This window comes from Pseudomonas sp. SIMBA_067 (assembly GCF_046534675.1).
Lineage (GTDB): Bacteria > Pseudomonadota > Gammaproteobacteria > Pseudomonadales > Pseudomonadaceae > Aquipseudomonas > Aquipseudomonas putida.
This window is the reverse complement of sequence record NZ_JAWRYH010000693.1, coordinates 1-260: the sequence shown is the minus strand read 5'-3', so window position 1 is coordinate 260 and position 260 is coordinate 1. Positions and strand designations below refer to the sequence as shown.

General features: G+C 50.0%; 1 protein-coding gene. It reads left to right on the top strand.

What is annotated here, in order from left to right; all coding sequences use genetic code 11:
* Positions 1 to 220 (top strand): 4Fe-4S cluster-binding domain-containing protein (locus SB765_RS30915; RefSeq protein ID WP_410932659.1); only part of this gene is annotated, 220 nt, incomplete at its 5' end.
* Positions 221 to 260 lie beyond the last annotated feature (40 nt).

The window sequence follows — 260 nt, the reverse complement described above, 5'->3', positions numbered from 1 at the left end:
GCCGGATATTCTGAAACTGGTAAAACGCATCCGCGCCGAGTGTCCGGGTAAAGACATCTGGGTGTGGACAGGCTATAAACTCGACGAACTCAACGCTGCGCAAATGCAGGTTGTTGATTTGATTAACGTACTGGTCGACGGCAAATTTGTGCAGGATTTAAAAGACCCTTCCCTGATCTGGCGCGGCAGCAGCAATCAGGTGGTGCATCATTTGCGATGATAAGTTCCCTGTTGCCTGCACTCAGGTAACAGGGAACTTA